The sequence below is a fragment of the Wohlfahrtiimonas larvae genome (genome assembly GCF_002006755.1).
Lineage (GTDB): Bacteria > Pseudomonadota > Gammaproteobacteria > Cardiobacteriales > Wohlfahrtiimonadaceae > Wohlfahrtiimonas > Wohlfahrtiimonas larvae.
Window position 1 is genome coordinate 1 of record NZ_MVDO01000160.1, and the last position, 15,278, is coordinate 15,278.

Annotated in this window: 19 protein-coding genes; 8 read left to right on the forward strand and 11 right to left on the reverse strand. The window is 36.0% G+C overall.

Annotated elements, in window-relative coordinates:
- Window positions 1-311, forward strand: a 311-nt coding sequence (locus tag BZK14_RS08905; protein ID WP_171973682.1) for a YqgE/AlgH family protein, incomplete at its 5' end; no start/stop codon positions are given.
- Here BZK14_RS08905 and BZK14_RS08910 read toward each other — a convergent pair.
- A complete protein-coding gene (locus BZK14_RS08910) occupies window positions 285-962 on the reverse strand; it encodes an HAD family hydrolase (protein ID WP_077926157.1) in 678 nt (225 codons plus the stop codon). The two genes, BZK14_RS08905 and BZK14_RS08910, sit on opposite strands and share 27 nt — an antisense overlap.
- A gap of 125 nt (window positions 963-1,087) precedes the next feature.
- Here BZK14_RS08910 and BZK14_RS08915 point away from each other — a divergent pair, with 125 nt between their 5' ends.
- On the forward strand, window positions 1,088-1,483 hold the full coding sequence (locus BZK14_RS08915) for a hypothetical protein (protein WP_077926158.1): 396 nt from the start codon (window positions 1,088-1,090) through the stop codon (window positions 1,481-1,483).
- On the opposite strand, the gene BZK14_RS08920 is transcribed toward BZK14_RS08915, so the two are convergent.
- Window positions 1,484-2,230, reverse strand: coding sequence for a class I SAM-dependent methyltransferase (locus BZK14_RS08920; RefSeq protein ID WP_077926159.1), 747 nt, complete (start codon window positions 2,228-2,230; stop codon window positions 1,484-1,486).
- A 1-nt stretch (window position 2,231) separates the two neighbouring features.
- Entirely contained in the window at window positions 2,232-3,080 is an 849-nt protein-coding gene (nfo, locus tag BZK14_RS08925) for a deoxyribonuclease IV (protein ID WP_077926160.1), read from the reverse strand.
- A 188-nt stretch (window positions 3,081-3,268) separates the two neighbouring features.
- Here nfo and BZK14_RS08930 point away from each other — a divergent pair, with 188 nt between their 5' ends.
- On the forward strand, window positions 3,269-3,994 hold the full coding sequence (locus tag BZK14_RS08930) for a hypothetical protein (protein WP_077926161.1): 726 nt from the start codon (window positions 3,269-3,271) through the stop codon (window positions 3,992-3,994).
- On the opposite strand, the gene nagZ is transcribed toward BZK14_RS08930, so the two are convergent.
- The 6 genes from nagZ to rimO are packed head-to-tail and all read right to left on the reverse strand — an operon-like array spanning window position 3,981 to window position 10,365.
- The gene (gene nagZ, locus BZK14_RS08935; protein WP_077926162.1) at window positions 3,981-4,934 is read right to left on the reverse strand and encodes a beta-N-acetylhexosaminidase; all 954 of its coding nucleotides are present in this window, start codon (window positions 4,932-4,934) and stop codon (window positions 3,981-3,983) included. The two genes, BZK14_RS08930 and nagZ, sit on opposite strands and share 14 nt — an antisense overlap.
- Window positions 4,931-5,941 carry a Holliday junction branch migration DNA helicase RuvB gene (ruvB, locus tag BZK14_RS08940; RefSeq protein ID WP_077926163.1) on the reverse strand — a complete coding sequence of 337 codons (1,011 nt, stop codon included), beginning with the start codon at window positions 5,939-5,941 and terminating at the stop codon, window positions 4,931-4,933. Before ruvB ends, nagZ begins: the two co-directional genes overlap by 4 nt.
- Window positions 5,942-6,379, reverse strand: a complete 438-nt coding sequence (dtd, locus tag BZK14_RS08945; RefSeq protein WP_077926164.1) for a D-aminoacyl-tRNA deacylase — start codon at window positions 6,377-6,379, stop codon at window positions 5,942-5,944.
- Window positions 6,376-6,891: an LPS-assembly lipoprotein LptE gene (locus BZK14_RS08950; RefSeq protein ID WP_077926165.1), complete on the reverse strand. Its 516-nt coding sequence runs from the start codon at window positions 6,889-6,891 to the stop codon at window positions 6,376-6,378. The genes dtd and BZK14_RS08950 overlap by 4 nt, the downstream gene beginning before the upstream one ends.
- Window positions 6,892-6,897: 6 nt before the next feature.
- Window positions 6,898-8,988: an EAL domain-containing protein gene (locus BZK14_RS08955; RefSeq protein ID WP_077926166.1), complete on the reverse strand. Its 2,091-nt coding sequence runs from the start codon at window positions 8,986-8,988 to the stop codon at window positions 6,898-6,900.
- A 60-nt stretch (window positions 8,989-9,048) separates the two neighbouring features.
- Window positions 9,049-10,365, reverse strand: a complete 1,317-nt coding sequence (gene rimO, locus BZK14_RS08960; RefSeq protein ID WP_077926167.1) for a 30S ribosomal protein S12 methylthiotransferase RimO — start codon at window positions 10,363-10,365, stop codon at window positions 9,049-9,051.
- Window positions 10,366-10,486: 121 nt separating this feature from the next.
- Here rimO and gpt point away from each other — a divergent pair, with 121 nt between their 5' ends.
- From gpt to fabB, 4 genes are all read left to right on the forward strand, one after another.
- Entirely contained in the window at window positions 10,487-10,963 is a 477-nt protein-coding gene (gpt, locus tag BZK14_RS08965) for a xanthine phosphoribosyltransferase (protein ID WP_077926168.1), read from the forward strand.
- Window positions 10,964-10,965: 2 nt separating this feature from the next.
- Window positions 10,966-11,874 carry an LpxL/LpxP family Kdo(2)-lipid IV(A) lauroyl/palmitoleoyl acyltransferase gene (lpxL, locus tag BZK14_RS08970; RefSeq protein ID WP_077926169.1) on the forward strand — a complete coding sequence of 303 codons (909 nt, stop codon included), beginning with the start codon at window positions 10,966-10,968 and terminating at the stop codon, window positions 11,872-11,874.
- Between the two features lie 205 nt (window positions 11,875-12,079).
- Window positions 12,080-12,595, forward strand: coding sequence for a 3-hydroxyacyl-[acyl-carrier-protein] dehydratase FabA (gene fabA / locus BZK14_RS08975; protein ID WP_077926170.1), 516 nt, complete (start codon window positions 12,080-12,082; stop codon window positions 12,593-12,595).
- Window positions 12,596-12,612: 17 nt separating this feature from the next.
- Window positions 12,613-13,833 (forward strand): beta-ketoacyl-ACP synthase I, encoded by a 1,221-nt coding sequence (fabB, locus tag BZK14_RS08980; RefSeq protein ID WP_077926171.1) that lies wholly within the window; start codon window positions 12,613-12,615, stop codon window positions 13,831-13,833.
- 62 nt (window positions 13,834-13,895) lie between these two features.
- Here the strand turns inward: fabB and rlmH are convergent, their stop codons facing one another.
- On the reverse strand, window positions 13,896-14,366 hold the full coding sequence (rlmH, locus tag BZK14_RS08985; RefSeq protein WP_077926172.1) for a 23S rRNA (pseudouridine(1915)-N(3))-methyltransferase RlmH: 471 nt from the start codon (window positions 14,364-14,366) through the stop codon (window positions 13,896-13,898).
- A gap of 1 nt (window position 14,367) precedes the next feature.
- A complete protein-coding gene (gene rsfS / locus BZK14_RS08990; RefSeq protein WP_077926173.1) occupies window positions 14,368-14,682 on the reverse strand; it encodes a ribosome silencing factor in 315 nt (104 codons plus the stop codon).
- 130 nt (window positions 14,683-14,812) lie between these two features.
- On the opposite strand from rsfS, the gene BZK14_RS08995 reads away from it, so the two are divergent.
- Window positions 14,813-15,278 (forward strand): aminotransferase class III-fold pyridoxal phosphate-dependent enzyme (locus BZK14_RS08995; protein ID WP_143691422.1); only part of this gene is annotated, 466 nt, incomplete at its 3' end.

Sequence of the window (15,278 nt, forward strand, 5' to 3'; positions counted from 1 at the left end):
TACATGAGCATATTCAGCAATGGACAAAAGCCATTGAAATTGTGCCTGGTATAGATCTGACAACATCTGCAGATGTCCTTGCAACAATTCTCGACTCTTACCCTGATATTGCTCATTCTATTGTCGATAGCTATTCTGTTTGGGATACTCCACAATTTAACAATGAACTCAAAAATAATATTTGGATGCCAATTCCTTTTGATAAACGCTTCCTTTTTTCTAAAGAAACAAAAGAGTTATTATGGCATCAATTATTTAAAAGCTCGGGCGTTAATCTTCAAAATTTATCGGAACAAATGGGTAGTGCTTAAAAATTCCTTAGCGTCTAGAAGAGATTCACACTCCTTTAATACATTTCCTCGAATCTCTTCTGATACAGGCAACATATCTGGCACGATAATAACAGGAACATTGGCTGTAATTGCAGCAATTGCACCATGACTAGAATCTTCAAACATCACTAAAGATTTTTTATCTATTCCTAAAAAGTTCACTGCTTTATTCACCATTTCAGGATGTGGTTTCGGATTTTCAACATCATCAAAAGAATAAATTTTCTGAAAATATATATCCAAATTATGATGATCTAACATAGACTCAATAAACTTCGTTTGATTATTAGAAGCAATAACACATGGAATATTTTGACTATAAAAAAACTCCAAAATTTCTTTAGTGCCTGCTTTAATCTCTACATTACCTACCTCTAAATATGATTCTGCGATTTTCTGCACAGCTCTAATAAAATTACTAACATCTTCAATGCTCAAAAAAGGAAAATCATTTTGGTAGATTTCATATAAAGCTTTATTAGATGTGCCAACATATTTTTTGTAATAATCTTGGTTATAATTTTCAATACCGTATTGAGGTGCTAATTCGATACAAATATCACAGTACAATTGTTCAGTATTGAATAACAAACCATCCACATCAAAAATCGCCCCGCGAATTTCTCTCATTTTAACTCCTAAAAAATCGATACAACCATTATAACGATTATCTTTGATCCTTATACTATGATCATCATATAACTTATAGTACAATTCCACGAATAGAACGAAATAATTAAACTAAGGATAATATAGTGAAGAAAAAAATCCTATTAACAATCATCTTCTTATCTTTTCCACTTAGCCATATTGCCTCTGCTCAAACCTATTCATTATTTGAAGCTAAAAGTAGCAAAGAGGGTAAACAAGTACTAGGATTTGGCCAACCTTATTTATGGATTGGTAAACCTAATCGACTCAATAAAGTTATCTCAGCTTCTGAGTCAGAAAGCCTGAAATATGGCCACAAGAAAGCTTGCCAATATGCAGCAATTAAAGCTTTTGCAGAACTAAAAAAGAAAGCCTATAAAGAAAAATATGTCATTGTTAAAAATATTCATTCACCCAATGCTAAAGCCGGCCTATATTACTGCGATATTGGTTGGAGATCAGCAACGGTAGAGCTTCGTGGTACATTGACTAATAAATAATTAGGGAATATAAACATCCAAGCGAGTATTGGGTGCTTCAATACTATAATTTGGCTTGAAATCACCCAAATATTCTGATTTTGCAGGGCGCTTAACCACAACGCGCTGCATACCGCGATCGCTTTTCAATAATATTAAAGCAGTCGATAATAATTCAGAACTATCAGGATCATCTCCTACTAAATCACGCACCATACGAAGATCTAATTTAACCAACGCAGACTTTTTACGATGCGGATACATCGGATCCAAGTAGCAATTATTCGGCAATTCAATGTTTATATCGTCAATAGCTTGCTTGAGATATTCAATAGAATTCATACAATTCAATTGAATCCTATCTGCCATATCTGGTAATTCATCACTCAATGCATGAATAGATTCAGATAACAAAACCTGTAATACTGGATTGCGCTCAAAGAAAGTTACTTGAAAACCAGAATAAGCTAACATTCCTCCATCACGGCCTAACCCTGCTGTTAAATCCCACACAGATTGCGTCTCACCATTTTTCCATTTCAAAGCACGTAAAATTGGCTCTTGTGCTTTATTTAATTTGGAAAACCGCCACAATTGTTTTGGTGATGCAAAATCTACATGCAATTTTTGTTTTGCTTCATCTTGCCAATAAAGCTCTTCACCATCCCAAACAAAAGATGGTAATTGATGTGGTTCGGATTGAATCTCATATTCGTTGAAGAACTCAGGCTGAATATCATTTTTAATGATGAGTGGAAATAAATTCATATTATTCCTGAATAAAGCTACGTAATAAACCAATCTCTTGATCCCAAATATCAGGATTTGTGGTTTCTAAAATCAATGGAATATTTTCAAACTGTGGGTTTTGCATGATAAATTTAAAAGGCTCAATACCAATTTTACCCTGTCCTAAACTATCATGACGATCCACTTTACTACCAAAATCTGTTTTCGCATCATTCAAATGCATCGCGCGTAAATATTGGTAACCTACAATTTCTTCAAATTGTTTGAATGTACGCACACAATCTTCTTGAGTACGTAAATCATAACCTGCCACAAATGTGTGACAAGTATCAATACAAACACCTACGCGACTTTTATCTTCCACTTGATCAATGATTTCAGCCAGCTGCTCAAACTCAAAACCTAAATTAGAACCTTGCCCTGCTGTATTTTCAATCACAGCAACAACCTCTTGTGTTTGATCTAAGGTGATATTGATGGATTCTGCAATCTTTGCCAAACATTCAGATGTGGAAATTTTGTTTAAATGGCTTCCAGGATGAAAATTTAATAATTTAATACCTAATTGTTCACAACGCTGCATTTCATCTAAAAATGCTGCACGAGATTTTTCTAAACCTTCAGTTTCTGGATGACCTAAATTAATCAAATAACTATCATGCGGCAAAATTTGCTGATCCGTAAACCCTAATGCTGCACATTTTCTTTTAAAATCAGCAATTACTTTAACTTCTAATGGCTTAGCTTTCCATTGGCGTTGATTTTTTGTGAATAATGCAAAAGCATTTGCACCAATTTCTTTAGCACGAAGAGGAGCTTGGTCAACACCACCTGCGGCACTAACATGTGCGCCAACAAAATAAGTCATATAACTTTCCTAATACATCTCAATAATATCATTGAGTATCATACTAAAAAGCATTCAACCTTTCAGAGAATAATATGACAATTGGCAAGCTTTACAAGCCTCATAAAAACAAAAACATGATCATAGGTCAAAGTATTTTTTTGAGTTATGCGTAAACTATTATCAATTGGCATAAAGGGGAGGTAATTGTGTTACTACAAATACATCAAAGTGATAATCAAATTTTTGAGTCTATCGTCCAAAAATTTAAAGAAAAATCTTATCAAGAATTACTCACGTTACCAGAGCGCGAGCAATTAGTGATTGATGCGCTCTCTGAACATACGACGATTGAAGTCACACAACAATTTTATGAGATTGACTCAGCGGTACACATCACAATCTCTCAATTCTTTTGGCTTTCTGAAATCAATGACCCTAGTTTAATTACAGGAATGCATAATATATCCATTCCATTGCCTAATTCAAATGATAAACTTTTTTATTCAGGCCACTGTAAAACAGAGTTCTTTTATGCTCTCCCTAACAATATCATCACAGATGATATCTTTATACGTAATGACTTTGCAGAAGAGATAATTTTGGAACAAGCCAATTGGTTTGGCCAAACTGGACTTTCTGATCCCGAAGAAAGAATGCTTCCTAAATACGTTCGATATGAATATGGTGATTTATTAGTGGATGAAGATGGCCTCAAAGCACATGATTTAACATTCTTAGGATGTTATCCATTGAATAGTCAGCTTATTAAATTATTACGATTAGATACATCATCACAACCTACACAAATTTATATTTGGCATTATTATGATAATCACTATGCATATGCCTATCACAATGCTAATGGGATATTAGAATATGAAATAGGTAATCAATATCCATTAGAACAATTACAACTCGCTAAGCAAGCTTAGTGTGAACAAAATCTAATCGTTGCTGAGTATCCTCTGCAATGATTTCATTTTGTAATGTGCTTAATAAAGTTTCAATTGCAGTAAAATCATTACAACATAATAACAAATCAACACCTGCATCAAAACATGCATAAGATTTTTCAACGACAGAACCTAAATGCTCTGCACCTTTCATATCTAAATCATCACTAATAATCAGTCCATCAAACCCTAGATCACTGCGTAAATAATTGATCCACTTTGGTGATGAAATTGCGGTATGCTGATCATCAAAGTTTTTATAAATTATATGTGAAGGCATAATAGCTTCTATGCCTTCTTCAATCAATGTTTTAAAGGGTAAAATATCATTTTGAATAATTTCTAAAAGCGGGCGATCATCCACAGCCAAACCTAAATGTGTATCGATTGCCACATAACCATGACCAGGGAAATGTTTAGCAACACCAATACTATTTCGAGACCTTAACCCTAAATAGAAAGCTTGCACCAATAAACTTGTTGTCACAGGATCGCTATGAAAAGCACGATCGCCAATGACATCATTATTGCCATAATTAATATCGCATACAGGCGCATATGTAAAATCAACTCCCACAGAAGCCAATTCTGTCGCAATTGTTTTGCCATATGAATACGCAGTTCTCAAAGCGAGCTTTGGATCATTATGATACACTTCTTCCAAAGTATTCATCGGAGGTAAACATGTAAAACCTTCACGAAAACGCTGTACCCGACCACCTTCATGATCTACAGAGATCAATAAGTTACTATTAATTTCACGAATATTTTTTGTTAAATCAATCAGCTGATTTTTATCTTTGTAATTACGTGTAAAAAGAATTACCCCCACAACCAATGGATGCTGTAACCATTGTTGTTCTATGTGTGTTAATTCATAACCTTGCAATCCAATGATTAAACCACCGACTCTACTCATGTTTCCTCTTGTGCTATGCCAAAATACTGCCAACATTTAGATGTTGCCACACGGCCTTTAGGTGTCCGCATTAAAAAACCTTCTTGAATTAAATAAGGTTCTATCACATCTTCCAATGTACCACGATCTTCGCCTAAAGCTGAAGCAATGGTATCTAATCCCACAGGACCACCTGAAAATTTTTCCACAATCAATTGAAGCAATCTACGATCGTGCTCATCTAATCCATATGCATCAATTTCTAACATATTCAACGCTTCTTGCGCAATCGCGACATCAATGATGCCATTCGAACGAACTTCCGCAACATCACGTACTCGCCTTAATAAACGGTTAGCAATTCTCGGCGTACCACGTGAACGCTTACCAATTTCTTCAGCACCTTCTTGTGTTAATTCAACATTCAATAAATTTGCTGAACGAAGCACAATGGATGTTAGCTCAGTATTAGAATAAAACTGTAAACGCGACATAATGCCAAAACGATCGCGCAGAGGAGAAGTTAATAACCCGGCACGAGTTGTCGCACCCACCAATGTAAATGGTGGCAAATCAATCTTAATAGAACGTGCAGCTGGCCCTTCACCAATCATAATATCTAGCTGATAATCTTCTAACGCAGGATAAAGAACTTCTTCAATCATTGGGCTTAAACGATGAATTTCATCAATAAACAATACATCATTGGGTTCTAAATTTGTTAATAAAGCCGCTAAATCACCAGCTCTTTCCAAAACAGGTCCTGATGTTTGCTTTAAACCCACATCCAATTCATTGGCAATAATGTGTGCCAAAGTCGTCTTTCCTAATCCTGGCGGGCCAAACAACAAAACATGGTCCAATGCTTCATTACGATTTTTCGCAGCTTGAATAAAAATATCCAACTGATTACGAAGCGCTTCCTGCCCAGTATAATCATTCAAATATTTTGGGCGAATAGCACGATCAACAACAACTTCTTCTCGCTGTTTTTCACCACTAATTAAAATTCGATCAGACTCAATCATCTATACTTTCAACCAAAATGTCACAGGGCCATCATTTTCTAAAGATACTTTCATATCTGCTGCAAACTGCCCTTGCTCAACTTTATTCACTAGAGTTTTAGCATAACCAATACTATACTCAAATAAAGCTTCACTCATAGCAGGATCAGGACTATCACTAAAAGATGGACGACGCCCTTTATCCGTATTTGCTAATAGTGTAAATTGTGAAACCAATAAAAGTTCACCTTGCATATCTAATAATGACAAATTCATTTTGCCTTGTTCATCTGAAAAAATACGATAATTGATAATTTTATCTATCATTTTTTGAGTGGATGCTTCTGTATCACCTTTTTCAACAGCCATCAAAGCCAAAATACCATGCTGAATTTTACCAATAGATTGAGCATTAACAGTGACTTCCGCCCAATTTACCCTTTGTATCAAAGCAATCATTGTACCTTGCTCTCATCAATATTTCTCATAGCAGCCTCTAAACGACGCATAAACATTGCTGCATTTTCTTGGCGTAAAATACGTAAAACATTTTGAAGATCTGTTGATTTTCCTAATAGATTGGATTCATCATATGTAAAATCTCGTTCTCGTGTCAGCGTTGTTATTGGCATAATCTCATTGCCATCCTTATCTAATACCTGAACAGTAATGCTTAACATCACAACCTCCTCAGTATCTCGATTAGCTGCTAATCCTGAGATAGTACGATTCATTTGGCTTTCAGATAAAGTCTGAATAATGACATCTGCTTCTTTTTGGTTATTAACAATCTTGACATGATTAGGAAAAAAACGTTTAACAGAAGCATAAAATGAATCACGCTGAGAAGGACTATATCCTTCCATATAAACATTTTGATAGCTCATTGGCCAGGGAATCGTACCTCGCAACTTAAAACCACAACCTGCGATAACCATCAATGAAAAAATTAATATAAACTTACGGATCATAGTGTATTACATCATCATTTGTGAGAAATCAAAATCCAGTTCTAATCTAGAAGAACCGATCATATTACCGCATGCATAAGGTATATTGTATTCCCACACCAAAGTCATACTGGTTGGAGAGTTTACCCCCATCGCTAAAACTGAAGCACCTTTTTGCGACATTGCTTCTAATAATTTTGGAAACTTCATCATTTCTTCACTAGAAATATTTCGGCTCATACGGCCAATACAGTTTTCTGATAATGCAATTAATTTAATATCAAGTTCAGTTACTTGAGTTGAAGTAATATCAACAATATCATATACCATTCCCGCATAACCTGATTCACTTAAAAGGCTGAAGAATCTTTTTGCTGCATCAAAATGATCATTCACAACCTCTTCTGCTAAACCAATCACAATTTGTTTAGCAGAAAATACTTCATGCCCATTTTTCTTAATCCATCCGACTAATTCATCGGCTTTATCTAAATAATACATGGATAAAGGAATAATTAATTGCTTATTATCAGCACCTACAGTCTTTAAATTAGCAACTGCACTTGTCATCATAAATTGGTCTAATTGACTCATCAAAGCAATATTAGATGTATATGTAAAACTCTTATTCCAAACAGACAATTCACCGGCATCATCATACAAATTAAAAGACGCAATATAGTTTTCTTGCCCCTTCATTGAGAAATCCACAACTGGAATATAAGACTGTTTAATTTGTTGCTTTTTCAAACTCAGGAATAGTGGCATAAACTCTTCGTCCACTCCATCACTGCCTTGTTCTACAGAATCTGAAGTTGCAGATACATGAGCATCCGCCTCATTCTCATCATCTGTAAACACTACTCGTGCATCAAATAAACCCGCTAGCTCATCTAAACGACTACAAGCATCTGAAATACTAGCAACAGAATCACCTAAATTAGTATAAGCAAAAGTAAATTTCCCCTGAATACTGACATTCTCGTTTTGATAAGCATAACCTTCTGAGCTAGACACTATTGCCATACCTAAACGATCAACCTTTGTCATATCACTATTAGTTAATAACAATACAATGCTTTCGTCTGAATATCTTGCATAGTGTAAGTTATTAATTTGAGCACCTAAGTGTTTAGATAAACTTAAAAAGTAAGATTCTAAGGCCTCCACACCATATCTTTTACGAAAATCAAAATAATCCTGTAAAACCAAGCTTACTAACCACGAAGAGCTACCAACAAAATTAGTTAGATTATTAATAAAAGATAAACGATCATAAAACTTTGCTTGTTCAGATAATGGTTGATCTTCTAATAATCCTACATCACTAACGGTAGAATTTTCTGATCCACGCGATACAAATAACTCTATACATGATATTTCTTCATACATCCCTTGTTTTAAGATCACATCTTCTACAATTAATGCACCATTCGGATGTTTTAAAGATAAATTTTCTGCTTGCTCTTTCCCTGTACGACCAACAATTTTCATCATTTTTTTAAATTGTGAAGATTGTTCGCTTGCAACATATTCCAACACAGTAGTTGCAGCTAAATCGCTAAATTCTTTATAGCCAAAGTACTGTAAAAAAGCATCATTAGCATATAAGAAAATACCATCTTCAGCACCAAAATATGCAATCAAATCCTCTGAAGAAGAAGCAAATTGTTCAGTCAATTCTGTTAATCGCGCATTTTTTTCTAAAGTATCTCTATAGCCTAATTGTGTTTTTAATTCAAAAATAGCGCGCACGATCTGTTTAAACAGGACATCGCCTTGCTGTAAAATACCAACGTCTAAAGCACCTTCTTGAATCATTGCTTGACGTTTTTCTAAAAACTGTTCTTCATTAACTAAAACAAGCACAGGAATATCTTTTACCCCAATGGCTTGATGTACTTCTTTTAAAATCGGTACTTTAGGAGAATCTTGTAAGATAACGAGATCACAATGATCTTTATTAACAGCAGCACTAATGCCATCCACAGAATCTGTTGTTGAAACATCAAAAGTGATTTTTCCATCAATAGTATTAGCACGAATCAATTGTCGAAGCTGAGTGACCTTTTCAGCATTATTTTCAACATAGAGTATTTTATAAATCTCATTACCCATTATTACTTGCTTCCCTTTATTTTGACTACAACATTCTAGCCTAATTCACTGAAAATCTCATTAGATAAGTCGACCATATAAATCATATACATCTGCTTCTTCTATCTGAACTTTAACGACCTGTCCAACAATATCACTATTTGCCTCTTCGATATAGACCAATCCATCAATTTCTGGTGCATCAGCCATTGTACGGCCAATTGCCACACCCTCTTCAGCATCAAACTCATCAATCAGCACATCAAAAATCTTGCCAATTTTAGCCTGTAATTTTTCTTCAGAAATTTTTGCTTGAAGTTCCATAAAACGCGCTAAACGCTCTTCTTGAATATCCACAGGAATCATTTCTGCAATATCATTAGCAGGTGCGCCTTCCACAGGTGAATAAATGAATGCACCGACTCGATCCAAACGAGCTTCTTCAATAAAATCCAATAACATTTGAAACTCTTCTTCAGTTTCTCCTGGAAAACCTACGATAAATGTCGAGCGAATTGTAATTTCAGGACAGATTTCACGCCATTTTTTAATACGATTCATCATATTTTCACTATTAGCTGGGCGCTTCATCGCTTTTAAAATTCTTGGTGAAGCATGCTGCATTGGCACATCTATATAAGGTAAAATTTTACCTTCTGCCATTAATGGAATTAAATTATCCACATGTGGGTACGGATAAATATAATGTAAGCGCACCCAAACATTCAGTTGAGCTAGCTCTTCACATAAGTTTTGAATGTGTGTTTTAACTGGCTTACCATCTGCGATGCCTAATTTATATTTAACATCCACTCCATAAGCACTTGTATCTTGTGCTACAACTAGTAATTCTTTCACACCAGATTGCGCTAATTTTTTAGCCTGCCCCAATACATTTTCAATCGGATAAGATTGATGTTTACCGCGCATTGTTGGAATAATGCAGAATGTACAACTGTGATTACAGCCTTCCGCAATCTTCAAATATGCATAATGTTTAGGTGTTAATTTGATGCCAGCTTGTGGCACTAAATCCATAAAAGGATCATGAGGTTTTGGTAAATGATGATGCACTGATGCCATCACTTCCTGAAAAGCATGAGGACCTGTCACACTCAATACATTTGGATACTTTTCCAAAATTGTATCTGCTTTTGCACCTAAACACCCTGTCACAATCACTTTGCCATTTTCATCTAACGCTTCGCCAATGGCATCTAAACTTTCTTGTACAGCTGAATCGATAAAACCACAAGTATTGACCACAACAAGATCTGCATCATCATATTTTGGTACTATTTCATAACCTTCTGTGCGCAATTGCGTCAAAATATATTCAGAGTCCACCAATGCTTTAGGGCAGCCAAGAGATACGAAGCCAATCTTAGGAGTAGTCACAATTCAACCTTCAAAAAAGATAACCAACCAAATCTGATAATGTTTTGGCTGGTGTAATCAAAGAAAAAAAACTATAATAACCCACTATTTTATATCAGAACCCTATCTACTGGAAACCAAAATGTCGAAAAAATATTTAGTTACTTGGGATATGCTCCAAGTTCATGGGAAAGCTTTATCTCAACATTTAATCGAACGTCAAGAGTGGAAAGGTCTTATTGCCGTCAGCCGTGGCGGATTAGTGCCTGCAGCTATCGTAGCGCGTGAATTAAATATTCGCTATGTTGATACTTTATGTATCGCAAGTTATCACGATTATCAAAACCAAACAGACATGCAACTCATAAAAGAATGCAATGTACCTAATGAAGGGGAAGGTTTTGTGATTATTGATGATTTAGTGGATTCTGGTAATACAGCTAAATTAATCCGCAAATTATATCCAAAAGCTTACTTTGTTACAGTTTTTGCAAAACCACAAGGTAAACCATTGGTGGACTTCAGTGTCATTGATGTTCCACAAGATACTTGGATCGAACAACCTTGGGATACAGCAGTACATTTCATTCCACCCATTTGTGACCAAAATAAACAGTAATCATGCAATATCATAAACCCAACTGGATTAAAGACAATGCGATTGCCTTAGGTTTTTGGGTTGGCAAATACATTGCACGATTACCAATGCCTTTTCTTTTAACATTAGGAAAAGGCATTGGCTGCATTTCATATCATGTTGCTAAAAAGCGCCGCCATATTATTGAGCGTAATATTCAATTGTGTTTTCCCAACTTATCTCAAAGCGAACAAACCAAACTCGTGAAAGATAATTTTCAGTCATTGGGCATGGGTATATTTGAAACCCTAGCAGCATGGTTAAAACCTGAAAACCAAGTCAAAAAACTCTTCACATATGAAGGCCTAGAAAATCTAGAAGCATTAAAAGCATCTGGCCATGGCGCGTTATTACTCACAGTGCATTTTTGTAATTTAGAATTAGGCGCTCGTGCAATTACACTGCAAACACCATTTGTTGCAATGTATCGTCAACATAAAAATAAAGCTTATGAAGATCGTCAATTTAAAATGCGCACAGCACAATCACAAAACGAACCTGTGAATCGCAACGAAATTCGCAAAACTATCAAACTCCTAAGATCTGGCAAATATCTTTGGTATGCACCTGATCAAAACTATGGTGGTAGCGAACATATTTTTGTTGATTTTTTTGGTGTTAAAGCCCTAATGATCACTGCAACATCACAAATGGCGCAATTAGGCAAAGCAAAAGTTCTGCCCTATTACTGTATTCGTGAAGGTAACAACTATAAAGTTAAAATTTTACCAGCTTTAGAAAATTTTCCATCCGAATCCACCACTAAAGATTGTGAATTACTCAATCAAATATTTGAATCATGGATTTTAGAGGCACCTGAACAATATTTATGGGCACACCGCCGATTTAAAACACGCCCCAAAGGTGAAAAAGATTTGTATCAAAATGACTAATCAGTATTTATTGAATATTATCATTCTATTGCAAATACAAAATCACACCTATGTGAATGTATTTTTTTAGAAATCGTAATAAAATTGACCAAATCACAATAAATAATGAAGCAATCACTGATCAAAACATTTTCAATCTATTCGATAAAACAGTATAATCGTCGGATTTTATAAATGAATATTAATTATTTTCAAAGGAATTGATGTGACTAAACAATCAAGTTATACCAAAGAAGAACTTTTAATGTGTGGCAGAGGTGAGCTATTTGGTGAAGGCAATGCTCAATTGCCAATGCCACCAATGTTAATGTTTGATCGCATCACAGAAATCACTGATGATGGCGGCAACTACAATAAAGGTCTAATCGTTGCAGAGCTTGATATCAATCCTGATTTATGGTTTTTCCCATGTCACTTTGTAGGTGACAATGTCATGCCAGGCTGTCTTGGCTTAGATGCTATGTGGCAGTTAGTTGGCTTCTATTTAGGCTGGAAAGGTGGTATTGGTCGTGGTCGCGCTTTAGGCTCAGGTGAAGTAAAATTTTCAGGCCAAGTATTGCCAACCGCTAAAAAAGTAACCTACCATATTCATATGAAACGTGTTATTTTGCGCAAATTAACAATGGGTATTGCAGATGCAACTTTATCTGTGGATGGTAAAATCATCTACACTGGTTCAGACCTAAAAGTTGGTCTCTTTACCTCAACAGATAATTTTTAACGTTTAGGAGAAACATTATGAGACGTGTTGTCATCACAGGTCTTGGGATTATTTCTAGTATCGGGAACAATAAAGCAGAAGTATTAGAGTCTCTCAAAACAGGTAAATCTGGTATTGAATTCTCCCAAGAAATGGCTGATTACGGTTTTAGATCCCATGTTCACGGTGCTATTCGCATCAATCCTGCTGAACATATTGATCGTAAAACCTTCCGTTTTATGGCTGATGCTGCGGCTTACGCGTACTTAGCAATGGAACAAGCGATTGAAGATTCTCAATTACCACCTGAAATGGTTTCTAATGAACGCACAGGTTTAATCGTTGGCTCAGGCGGTGCTTCCACTCGTAACCAAATCGAAGCTATCGACAGCATGCGCAATACTGGTGCCACCAAAAAAATGGGCCCATACATGGTGACTCGTACAATGGGCTCTACAGTATCAGCATGTTTGGCAACTCCTTTTAAAATTAAAGGTGTAAACTACTCTATCAGCTCAGCATGTTCTACATCTGCACACTGTATTGGTAACGCAGCAGAGCAAATCCAATTAGGTAAACAAGACATCGTTTTTGCAGGTGGTGGTGAAGAGTTACACCCATTCATGAGCGCAATGTTCGATGCCATGGGTGCATTATCAACAAAATACAACGATAATGCTTCTATCGCTTCTCGCCCTTATGACGCTGATCGCGATGGTTTCGTAATTTCAGGTGGCGGCGGTATTGTTGTTGTTGAAGAATTGGAACATGCTTTAGCACGTGGCGCGCATATCTATGCTGAAATCACAGGTTACGGTGCAACATCAGATGGTTATGACATGGTTGCTCCAAGCGGTGAAGGCGCTGAACGCTGTATGCGTCAAGCACTTGCAACAGTTGAAGGCCCAATTGACTATATCAATGCTCACGGCACATCCACACCAGCAGGTGACATTCCTGAAATTTTAGCAGTACAACGTGTATTTGGTGATAAATTCCCACACATCACATCTACAAAATCGCAAACTGGTCATGCATTGGGTGCAGCGGGCGTTAATGAAGTCATTTACTCATTATTGATGATGGAAAACAAATTCCTACAAGCAAGCATGCACATTGATAATGTTGATCCTAAATTGGAAGGCTTCCCTATCGTTCGTGAAAAAATTGAAAATATTGAACTCAATAACATCATGAGCAATAGCTTCGGCTTCGGTGGTACAAATGCAACAGTTGTATTGAGTAAATACAAAGGTTAACTTAACCGTCAACTAAGTATCAAATAAAAGCCTGATTAAGATTACTTAATCAGGCTTTCTTTTTACTCTCGATGATAAGGATGGTTATGCAAAATACTCCAACCGCGAAATAACTGCTCCGCCACTAAAATTCTTACCATGGGATGTGGCAATGTTAATTTAGACAATGAGATACTTTGCTGAAAGCTTTGTTTTACTTCATCTGAAAACCCTTCTGGCCCACCAATCAATAAAGCAATATCTGTACCACCTTGCAACCAACCTGCCATCATATGACTTAACTCAGGCGTAGTAACTGCTTTACCAATCACATCCAAGCCAACAATGCGCGCACCTTTTGGCACAGCAGCAAGCATCTTCTGACCTTCTTCTTTTAAAATCTTACCAATGTCAGCATTTTTCTTACGGGCTTGCGCAGGAATCTCAACCATTTTTAGCTGCACTTCATTACGCAAACGGCTTTGATATTCCTCAAAGCCGTCTTTAACCCAATTTGGCATATTATTGCCAATGGCAATTAAGTGAACAATCATATTAGATGAACAATTTCTCTAATTGATAAAATTCACGTGCGTCTTTCGTCATGATATGAACAACAACGTCACCATAATCTTGAAGCACCCAATTACCACTATCAACACCTTCTGTCCCAATTGCAAGGTGACCTTGACCTTTCATCGTTACTTCTAATTTACCCGCCATTGCTTTCAAATGCGTTGATGACGTACCGGTCACGATTACAACCCAATCTGCATACTTAACAATTTTGCTCACATCGAATACTTTAATATCCACACCCTTCATATCATCCAAGGTAGTTTCAACAATATTCTTCATCGCTTCTGACATAAATCTCATCCAGTCCATTTAAAATTAATACAATACTGTTTCATATTGTACTTCATTTTAATTTAACAATTAAAACTTAATTAAGTTTGATAGAATATTAGTTTTATCATTAAGCATTGAAGGTTGAGAAATGGTTAGTTTTGAAGCACTTTATGAAGAAGCACAAAAATATATCCCTGGCGGTGTTAACTCTCCAGTGAGAGCTTTTAAACAAGTAGGCGGTGCACCTATTTTTTTCAAAAAAGGTGAAGGTGCTTACGTCTATGATGAAAATGGTAAAAAATATATTGATTATGTTGGATCATGGGGCCCGATGATTGTCGGCCATGCTCATCCTAAAGTCATCGAAGCTGTCATCGAAACTGCTAAAAATGGTTTATCTTTTGGTGCACCAACTGTTTCAGAAACAGTATTGGCTAAGAAAGTACTAGAAATCATTCCTTCAATGGATAGTGTACGTATGGTTAGCTCAGGCACAGAAGCAACTATGAGTGCAATCCGTTTAGCACGTGGTTATACAAACCGAAACAAAATCATTAAATTTGAAGGCTGTTATCATGGCCATTCAGATTCATTATTAGTGAAAGCAGGTTCGG